Raw genomic sequence first — 8,560 nt, forward strand, 5'->3', positions numbered from 1 at the left:
GACATCGCTCTTTCGCGGCTGCGCGGCGTGTGGCTGCCCGCGCTGCTCGGCATCATTGCCGCGATCGCGGTGGCCTGGTTCACCGCGAGCCAGGTCCAGGCCAAATTCGGCGTGCTCGGCGTGCTCCTGGTCACGCCGTGCCTGGCGCTGCTGCTCGGCGCGATCAATGGGCTTTTGGTGGTCAGCGGGCGGCTGCAGCCCTTCATCGTTACGCTCGCGATGATGGTCAGTGCACTCGGCATCGCCCGCCTCACCGCCGGGCAGGACAATGCGGTGGTACCGGTCTACACCGGTAGCAACGCCACCGCCGCGTTTGAATTTCTGCGCTCGATGCTGTGGGGCGTGCTGCCGGTGCCGAGCGTGTTCTTCCTCGCCGCGATCACCCAGTTCGGCGCGATCCTGCGCTTCACGACCTTTGGCCGCTATGCCTATGCGATCGGCGGCAATGTCGAGGCCGCAAAACTCTCCGGCATCAAGGTCGGCCAGGTGCAGTTCACGGCCTATCTCTTGTCCGGGCTGCTCGCGGGAATCGCGGGCGTGCTGTTCGTCGCACAATATCGCCAGGGCAAGCCCGACGCTGGCACCGGTCTCGAGCTCGATGCGATCGCGGCCGTCGTGATCGGCGGCACCAGCCTGATGGGCGGCCGCGGCGGGCTCGCCGGCACCTTTGTCGGCGTCCTGATCTTCGGATTGCTGTCCGATATTTTGCAGCTCCAGAACATCGACTCCAACGTTCAGCTTTTGATGAAGGGATTGATCATCGTCGGCACCGTGCTGGTGCAGGAGCAGACCTTTGGCCACCTCATCGCACGATGGCGGTTCAGCCGGTCGCATGAGCCGCCCGCCGATCCGAAATCAGCCGAACCCGATCGGCTGCCAAGCGCCGCAAAGGCGCAATTTGCAAGGGAGGATCTCGATGAAGCGTCGTGATTTCATAAAACTGTCGACGAGTATCGCGGGTGCCGTGGCGACCGTCTATCTGCCGGGCGGGTGGCGGGCGGCCAAGGCCGCGGGCAAGTGGCGCGTCGGCTTCAGCCAATGCACCACGCTGGAGCCGTGGCGCGTGCAGTTCAACAAGGACATCCAGACGGAGGCAAAAAACCATCCGGATGTCGATCTCGTCATCACAGATGGCCAGGACAAGACCGAAAAGCAGGTTGCCGATTGCGAGAATCTGATCGTGCAGCAGGTCAATGTGCTGCTGATCTCGCCAAAGGAATCGGCGGGACTGACCGGCGTGGTCGAGAAGGCGATCGATGCGAAGATTCCGGTCATCGTGCTCGATCGCAACGTCGATACCAAGCGGATCACGCAGTTCATCGGCGGCGACAATGTCGCGATCGGGCGGGCGGCCGGCGAACATGCGGTGAAGCTGCTGGGCGGGCCGGGCAAGGCGGCCGGCAACGTCGTCGAGATCTGGGGCGGCATGGGCACGCAGCCGGCGCACGACCGCCACGACGGGTTTCATGCCTTCACGGACAAGGAGGGCGGTATCAAATACCTGCTCAACAATCAGTCCGGCGACTGGAAGCAGGACAAGGCCTACAACATCATGACCACGGCGCTGCGCAACAACGAGAAGATCGACATGGTCTATGGCCACAACGATCCGATGGCCTATGGCGCCTATCTCGCCGCCAAGGATGCCGGCCGCGACAAGGACATCAAGTTCATCATCGGCATCGACGGGCTGCCGGACGAAGGCGTCACCTGGGTCAACAATGGCCAGCTCACCGCGACCTTCCTTTACGCGACGCCGGGCGCCGAAGGCCTGCGCCAGGCGGTCAAGCTCTTGAAGGGCGAGAAGCTCGAGCCGGTCATCACGCTGCCGACCATGCTGATCACCAAGGACAACGCGCCCGACATCTTGAAGAAGAACGGGCTGCTCTGATCGCAGCGGCCTCGAGCCCTCGCGCGTGATGCCCGGCCTCGTGCCGGGCATCCTTCAGCGCCGGGCCGCTGGAACCATCATGAGCAGGTGCTCGTTGGTTCGCCGCTGTGGCAAGGAGGCAGAGACATGAGGATCATGACCGTCGCGTTCGCTCTTGGAACGACTTTGGTGCTGGGTGGCCTGGCGATGTCTGGTGCCGAGGCCAGAGTGGTTCGGGAGCCACGCGAAAGACTCATCATCAGGGTGCCCGTGGAAAGGCCCTACTGGGATTCCTATGTCGTGCCTCGCTATCGTTATCGCCCGGAGGACGATCGGATCGATCCATACGGTCCGCCTGTCACTCCGGTGATACGCTACGGCAATCAAGAGGTCCTGCTTCCGCAGTGGGGTTGGTAAGCAAGCCGGGATGAACCCGCAGCTTCGCATTCCGGCGCGCGATCGCGCCCGGGTTCACGGCGCATCTTGGATAAATGGATTTTTGATTCTGAGTCCGGCAATAACGCCGCCGTGCTGCAGATCTTCGCTGCAGAGCGTGTCGCAGCCAGCCTCGATCGCCGACGCGACGATGAGGGCATCATAGAAAGACAAGTGGTGATCGCGCGCGACGGCGATGGCTGCGGCATGCGTGTCGGCGGTCAGCGGCATGATGTCGGGAAACCGAAAGCGAACGGTCTGCAGCGCAGCCTCGATCACGGGCCAATCTTGCTTCTGCTTCTTGCGCAGGACGTTGGTGAACTCGTTCAGCACCTGCACGCTGATGACGCCGCCGCCGGCAATCGTGGCCAGCGCACGATCGCGCCGGGCATCGGATGAATAGGCATAGATCAGAACGTTGCTGTCGAAGAAGGCACTCACCGCTCGTTCGCCTCATCGCGATCGAATCTGTAGCCTTCAGGCAGGGGGAAGCGGAACTGCTCCACCTGCTTGAGAAACTCGGCGCGCTTGTCGACTTTCTCGACGGTAATCTGGCCCTTCGAGGCCTCGACCACGTTGAGTTCATCGCCGGGCGAGAGCTTTAGGGCCTCCACCAGTGTCTTGGGCAGCCGCACCGCAAGGCTGTTGCCCCATTTGGAAACGAGCATAGTGCCTCCAATGATATCCATCGTCTAACGTATATCATATCCAGTTGTCGCCTAGGGCCGTCAAGCCGGAACCGATGCTCGTTCGACCGTCTGCGAGGCGACGCGTGCTTCCCAAAACGATCGCGGCCTCCGGCAGGGGAGCTACCGGAGGCCGCTTTGAACATCGCAAGTTCGCGCCTAGGTTCGCGGGCTTACGATGTGGGAGCTGTTGTCTTTTGGCGCATGATCCGATCCGAAAACCGGTTCCCACTTTTCGGGATCATGCGCCTAGAACGGTAGCAGCACGTCCATGACCTGCTGGCCGTAGCGCGGTTGCTGCACGTCGGTGACCTGGCCGCGGCCGCCATAGGAGATGCGGGCCTGCGCGATCTTCGAGGAGTCGATGGTGTTGTCGCTCTGGATGTCCTCGGGCCGCACGATGCCGGCGACGATCAGTTCGCGCACCTCGAAATTGACGCGGATCTCCTGCTTGCCCTCGACCACCAGGTTGCCGTTCGGCAGCACCTGCGTGACCACGGCGGCGATGTTGGTCACCAGCGTCTCCTGGCGCTGGATCGAGCCCTTGCCGTCACTGGATGCGGCGGAGTCCGCCGCCAGCAGGCTGCCCGGCAGCACTTTTGCCGCGTTCCCGGTGAGCAGCTTTGAGCCGAGGAAGTCGGTAATCTCGGAGTTTTCCTTGTTGGTGCGGCTGCGCTGGGTCTCGTTGGCGAAATTGGCCTGGTCGGTGATGTTGACGGTCACCGTCATGAGGTCGCCGATCTGGTGCGCGCGCTGGTCCTTGAAGAAGGCGCGCGAGCCGTTCCGCCACAGCGAGTTCGGATTGTAGGACACCGTCTCCGGCTTCGGCATCGGCATCGCGACCGGCTTGTAGCCCGGCTGCGCCGTCGGATTCTCGATCTCCGACAGTCTTGGCTTCTCGCCGATCTGCGATAAGCGGTCGATCGACGAGCAGCCACTGGCGACGCAGAGGATCGTGAGCGAGGCGCCGGTCAGCGCGATGCGGCGTAAGCTACGATACTGGGGACAGGACATGAACCTTACTCTGTCTTGGCGATGGGCTGGGTGCGGACGGAGGCGACCGACACGGTGGCGGAATTGTCTGATGCGATCGAGGAGGTGAGATCGCCGGCGCCTTGCGGCGCGGCGGCCTGCGCCGTCACGGCCTGAATGGTGACGGTTTGAATGGTGACCTGGCCGCGGCCGGTGACGACGCCGGTGACCGTGCGCTTGGACTGCAGGTTGAGCACGCTGACGACGTCGCCTTCGGTGCCATTGTCGAGCGCCTTGCCGCGGGTGGTGAGATAGAGCCCCGGCGCCTGGTAGACCACGGTGACGGCCTGGTCGCGCTGCACGAGGTCGGGCTTGACGAGGTCGGCGACCTTGATGGGCTGGCCTGATCGCATCGGATGGCGGAGCTGCATGCCGAGCGCGGCCTCGCGGCTCACGGCATCGCCGCCAACCTCGGCCTTGGTGCGCCGCTCGATGATGATGTCGGAGGATTTCAGGAGATCGTTGCGGTCGATATTGCGCGTCAGCACCGCGGCCTCGACGGTCTCGATCGCGGTGCCAGCGATGCGCAGCCGCACGGGCGTCACGGCACTTTCGCCGGCGATTTCGAGGGTGACGTCGAAGCGGCCGCTGCGCGGATCGAAACGGATCGCGGTCGGCTGCAGCGCACCGGTGAAGGCGGCGTCGAGCCTGAAATCCTGCGGCTCGCGATCGAAGGTCAGGCTGAGACTTGCCGCATCGCCAAGGCCGCTGCGATGTTCGAGCGCGTGCGCGACCTGTTCCTCGATGTCCTTGGCTCCCACGTTGCGTGCGAGCCGCGTCACCGAGACCTGCTTGATGTCGCGCGTCTCCACCCCGATCACCTGGTGTGCGCGCAGCGCGTTGATGACCTGCGCGGTCGCAAGCGTCCCCGTGGTGCCGAGATCCGGCGCCCGGTAGACCGGCACCTGGGCAAAGCTGCCGGCATTCTCGATGAGGTCGCCGACCCGCACGATGTCGCCGGTCACGGTGACGTCGGCGCGCAGCACCGGGACTGCGATGGTATCGTCGCCGCCATGTGCGGCCACGTTCGCGACGAGGCTGCCGGCCAGCGCAGATGCAAGGATCAGGGCGCGAAAAGCGATCATGACGGCTCTCAGCGGAACAGGGCGGTGGTGGACTGCATCATCTGGTCGGCGGCGGAGATCACCTTGGCGTTCATCTCATAGGCGCGCTGCGCGGCGATCAGATCGCTCATTTCCGAGACCACGTCGACATTGGCCTGCTCGAGGCTGCCTTGCGTGATGGCGCCAAAACCCTCGGCGTTGGCGACGCCGTCCTGCGGCGGGCCGGAGGAGGGGGTGTCGGTGAACTCGTTGTTGCCGACCGGCTGCAGGCCGGCCTTGTTGATGAATTTCGTGAGCTGGATCTGGCCGATCACCGTGGAGTTGGTCGAGCCCGGCAGCGTCACCGAGACCTGGCCCTGCGAGTTGATGGTGATGCCCGAGGCGTTCTGCTGGATCGTGATGGTCGGCTGCACCGGGTTGCCCTGGGCGGTGACGATGCGGCCCTGATTGTCCATCTGGAAGGTGCCGTCGCGCGTGTAGTGAAAGGTGCCGTCCGGCATCTGGATCTTGAAAAAGCCTTCGCCGCCGATCGCGAGGTCGAGGTCGTTGCCGGTCTGCGACAGCGTGCCCTGCGTCATCGAGCGTGGCGTGCCGACGGTCTTCACGCCGCCGCCGAGATCGATGCCGACGGGAAGGATGGTGCCCTGTTCGGAGGCCTGCGCGCCGACGCGGCGGACGTGCTCGTAGATCAGGTCCTGGAACGCCGCGGTCTGCTTCTTGAAGCCCGTCGTGCGCAGGTTGGCGATGTTGTTGGAGATCACCTGAACGTTGAGTTCCTGTGCCGCCATTCCGGTCGCAGCGGTGTGGAGCGCCTGCATGTCAGATTTCCCTTATGCTACTGGTACTGGTTTCGGGGTCAGGCCGGGACGTCGGCGAGTTTTTCGATGGCGTTCTTGTGCAGGTCGCTCTGCTGCTGCAGGATGTTGGCGACGCTCTGATAGGCCCGCGAGATCGCGATCATGTTGCTCATCTCGGTGACCGAGTTGACGTTCGATTTCTCGATATAGCCCTGCTGCACGGTCGACTTGCTGTCGACCTGCGCGGCGGCGCCCTCAGTCGCGGCGTAGAGATTGCCGCCCTGCTTCAGAAGCTGCTGCGCACTGGCAAAGCTGACCACGCGCAGCTTGCCGCGGATCGAATCCGCCCGGCTGGTGCCTTCCAGCACCGTGATGGTGCCGTCGGCGGCGATGTTGACATCGTGGTCGGTCGGCTGGAACACGATCGGAGCGCCGGCGGCGTTCAGCACCGGATCGCCCGCGCTGGTCACGAGCTGGCCGAGATTGTTGAGATGCAGGTTGCCGTCGCGGGTATAGCGTTCGCCGGCGGCGGTCTGTACCGCGAGCATGCCACCGCCACTGATCGCCACGTCCAGCGGATTGTTGGTGATCTGCACCGCGCCTTGCGAATCATCACGGAAGGTGCCGCGGTCCTGCACGAAGCTCACGGCGCGGTCGCGCGAGACGAAATTGTCCTCATGCGCGCCCGAGCGAAGATATTCCTCGAACAGCGCGTGGTCGGACTTGAAGCCGTTGGTGTTGACGTTCGCGAGATTGTTGGCGGTGACGTCGAGCTGCCGCTCGAGCACCATCTGCCGCGAAAGTCCGATGAGAAGCGCATTCTCCATCGGCAAAGCTCCCCTTTTGGCGCGATCCCAAGGCCCAAGCCTCTCCCAAGGCGGACGACCGTTCGGACCTCTGTTCGAAGCGCTTCAGCTCTCCCAAGCCGTCGTGCTTCGGCCGATTCTCAGCGAAAGCCGTGCCAAGTCGAAAAATTCCACCATTGGAATGGCTTAGCTGTTTTGCCGGCCGGCGAAGGAGCGGCAATAAGGTCTTATTGACCATGTCTGCCCGGCAACTTTTTCCCAGTGGAGGGGCAAGAGAAAGGTTCCATTAACCATTGTTAATTAGCGTTGCCGAATGAGCGCGTGTGCGCTGGGGTCATTCTGGTTTCGCGTCATTGGCAGCCTGGCGGCATCGAGCTCGCTTTTTTAAGGAAAGCAAGCCGAAGCGGATCAAGCCATGGCGGACAGTGAAACGGCGGACGGCGGCGCGGCCGAGGGCGCAGGGGCGACCGCCGCACCGAGGAACAAGCTCAAGCTCGTCATCATTGCGGTGCTCGCGCTGGCCCTGATCGGCGGCGGTGCGGCGAGCTATTTCCTGTTCTTCAGCCATTCCGGTGAGGAGAAGCATGCGGAAGCGGCGGCGCCAAAACCCGCGGCGTTCGTCGAGGTGCCGGACATGCTGGTCAACCTGGTGGGCGCGCCGGGCGAGCGCGTGCAATATCTGAAGGTCAAGGTCGTGCTCGAGGTCAAGGAAGAGAAGCAGGTCGAAGCGATCAAGCCTTCGATGCCGCGCGTCACCGACATCTTCCAGACCTATCTGCGCGAGCTGCGGCCCTCCGACCTCAACGGCTCGGCCGGCCTGTTCCGCCTCAAGGAGGAGCTGACCAAGCGCGTCAGCGCCGCGGTGGCGCCTATCCCGGTCAGCGCGGTGCTGTTCAAGGAAATCGTGGTGCAGTGAGGATGCGGGTCTAGAGAATGGCGGGCAACGATCCGGTCGATCAAGATGCAATAGCCGCGCAATGGGAAGCCTCGCTGGATTCCGAGGATCCCGCCGAGGCCGCCAAGGCGGCTGCGGAAAACGAACTGACCGAGACCATGGCCCTGCAATGGGCCGCCATGGTCGAGGACGGCAGCCGCGAATTCGGCAACAACAAGAACAATGGCGAGCGCGTCCTCTCCCAGGAGGAGATCGACAACCTGCTCGGCTTCACGGCGGGCGAGGTCACGCTCGACGACCACTCGGGCATTCGCGCCATCATCGATTCGGCGATGGTGTCCTACGAGCGTCTGCCGATGCTCGAAATCGTCTTCGACCGCCTGGTGCGGCTGATGACGACCAGCTTACGCAATTTCACCTCCGATAACGTCGAAGTCTCGCTCGACCGCATCACCTCGGTCCGGTTCGGCGACTACATGAACTCGATACCGCTTCCCGCCGTGCTCTCGGTGTTCAAGGCCGAGGAGTGGGAGAACTTTGGGCTCGCCACCGTCGATTCCAACCTGATCTATTCGATGATCGACGTGCTGCTCGGCGGCCGGCGCGGCAATTCCACGCTGCGCATCGAGGGCCGCCCCTACACCACGATCGAGACCAACCTCGTCAAGCGGCTGATCGAGGTCGTGCTGTCCGATGCCGAGCAGGCGTTCCGGCCGTTGTCGCCGGTGAAATTCTCCATCGACCGGCTGGAGACCAATCCGCGCTTTGCCGCGATCAGCCGGCCGGCCAATGCCGCGATCCTGGTTCGCCTCAGGATCGACATGGAGGACCGCGGCGGCAACGTCGAACTGCTCTTGCCATATGCGACTATCGAGCCGATCCGCAGCGTGCTGCTGCAGATGTTCATGGGCGAAAAATTCGGCCGCGATCCGGTCTGGGAAGGGCATTTTGCCACCCAGATCGCGCAGGCCGAGA

Annotated in this window: 11 protein-coding genes; 5 read left to right on the forward strand and 6 right to left on the reverse strand. The window is 63.5% G+C overall.

Translation table 11 applies throughout. The annotated features are described in order from the left end of the window. From JOZ76_RS32515 to JOZ76_RS32525, 3 genes are all read left to right on the forward strand, one after another. A partial coding sequence (locus JOZ76_RS32515; protein WP_291705482.1) for an ABC transporter permease occupies nt 1–930 on the forward strand: 930 nt, incomplete at its 5' end. Further along, nucleotides 917–1,891 carry a substrate-binding domain-containing protein gene (locus JOZ76_RS32520; RefSeq protein WP_291705483.1) on the forward strand — a complete coding sequence of 325 codons (975 nt, stop codon included), beginning with the start codon at nt 917–919 and terminating at the stop codon, nt 1,889–1,891. The genes JOZ76_RS32515 and JOZ76_RS32520, both read left to right, overlap by 14 nt. 126 nt (nt 1,892–2,017) lie before the next feature. Next, nucleotides 2,018–2,287, forward strand: a complete 270-nt coding sequence (locus tag JOZ76_RS32525) for a hypothetical protein (protein WP_291705484.1) — start codon at nt 2,018–2,020, stop codon at nt 2,285–2,287. 54 nt (nt 2,288–2,341) lie between these two features. On the opposite strand, the gene JOZ76_RS32530 is transcribed toward JOZ76_RS32525, so the two are convergent. The 6 genes from JOZ76_RS32530 to flgF form a co-directional block, all read right to left on the reverse strand. Continuing rightward, nucleotides 2,342–2,746, reverse strand: a complete 405-nt coding sequence (locus tag JOZ76_RS32530) for a PIN domain-containing protein (RefSeq protein ID WP_291705485.1) — start codon at nt 2,744–2,746, stop codon at nt 2,342–2,344. Further along, on the reverse strand, nt 2,743–2,973 hold the full coding sequence (locus JOZ76_RS32535; protein WP_291705486.1) for an AbrB/MazE/SpoVT family DNA-binding domain-containing protein: 231 nt from the start codon (nt 2,971–2,973) through the stop codon (nt 2,743–2,745). Before JOZ76_RS32535 ends, JOZ76_RS32530 begins: the two co-directional genes overlap by 4 nt. Before the next feature lie 267 nt (nt 2,974–3,240). After that, nucleotides 3,241–4,005 (reverse strand): flagellar basal body L-ring protein FlgH, encoded by a 765-nt coding sequence (flgH, locus tag JOZ76_RS32540; RefSeq protein WP_291705487.1) that lies wholly within the window; start codon nt 4,003–4,005, stop codon nt 3,241–3,243. 5 nt (nt 4,006–4,010) lie between these two features. Then, the gene (gene flgA / locus JOZ76_RS32545) at nt 4,011–5,108 is read right to left on the reverse strand and encodes a flagellar basal body P-ring formation chaperone FlgA (protein ID WP_291705488.1); all 1,098 of its coding nucleotides are present in this window, start codon (nt 5,106–5,108) and stop codon (nt 4,011–4,013) included. A gap of 8 nt (nt 5,109–5,116) precedes the next feature. After that, on the reverse strand, nt 5,117–5,905 hold the full coding sequence (flgG, locus tag JOZ76_RS32550) for a flagellar basal-body rod protein FlgG (protein ID WP_291705489.1): 789 nt from the start codon (nt 5,903–5,905) through the stop codon (nt 5,117–5,119). Between the two features lie 38 nt (nt 5,906–5,943). Continuing rightward, nucleotides 5,944–6,711, reverse strand: coding sequence for a flagellar basal-body rod protein FlgF (gene flgF, locus JOZ76_RS32555; RefSeq protein WP_291705490.1), 768 nt, complete (start codon nt 6,709–6,711; stop codon nt 5,944–5,946). A gap of 394 nt (nt 6,712–7,105) precedes the next feature. On the opposite strand from flgF, the gene fliL reads away from it, so the two are divergent. Both fliL and fliM read left to right on the forward strand, forming a co-directional pair. Continuing rightward, nucleotides 7,106–7,606 (forward strand): flagellar basal body-associated protein FliL, encoded by a 501-nt coding sequence (gene fliL, locus JOZ76_RS32560; protein ID WP_291705491.1) that lies wholly within the window; start codon nt 7,106–7,108, stop codon nt 7,604–7,606. Nucleotides 7,607–7,623: 17 nt separating this feature from the next. Next, a partial coding sequence (gene fliM / locus JOZ76_RS32565; RefSeq protein WP_291705492.1) for a flagellar motor switch protein FliM occupies nt 7,624–8,560 on the forward strand: 937 nt, incomplete at its 3' end.

The sequence above is a fragment of the Bradyrhizobium sp. genome (genome assembly GCF_019244115.1).
Taxonomy (GTDB): Bacteria; Pseudomonadota; Alphaproteobacteria; order Rhizobiales; family Xanthobacteraceae; genus Bradyrhizobium.

Bases quoted from the DNA above. Each gene is read 5' to 3' on its own strand.
- JOZ76_RS32520 (WP_291705483.1), top strand. From the start codon at position 917: ATGAAGCGTCGTGATTTCATAAAACTGTCGACGAGTATCGCGGGTGCC.
- JOZ76_RS32525 (WP_291705484.1), top strand. From the start codon at position 2,018: ATGAGGATCATGACCGTCGCGTTCGCTCTTGGAACGACTTTGGTGCTG.
- JOZ76_RS32535 (WP_291705486.1), bottom strand. From the start codon at position 2,973: ATGCTCGTTTCCAAATGGGGCAACAGCCTTGCGGTGCGGCTGCCCAAG.
- flgH (WP_291705487.1), bottom strand. From the start codon at position 4,005: ATGTCCTGTCCCCAGTATCGTAGCTTACGCCGCATCGCGCTGACCGGC.
- flgA (WP_291705488.1), bottom strand. From the start codon at position 5,108: ATGATCGCTTTTCGCGCCCTGATCCTTGCATCTGCGCTGGCCGGCAGC.
- flgG (WP_291705489.1), bottom strand. From the start codon at position 5,905: ATGCAGGCGCTCCACACCGCTGCGACCGGAATGGCGGCACAGGAACTC.
- flgF (WP_291705490.1), bottom strand. From the start codon at position 6,711: ATGGAGAATGCGCTTCTCATCGGACTTTCGCGGCAGATGGTGCTCGAG.
- fliL (WP_291705491.1), top strand. From the start codon at position 7,106: ATGGCGGACAGTGAAACGGCGGACGGCGGCGCGGCCGAGGGCGCAGGG.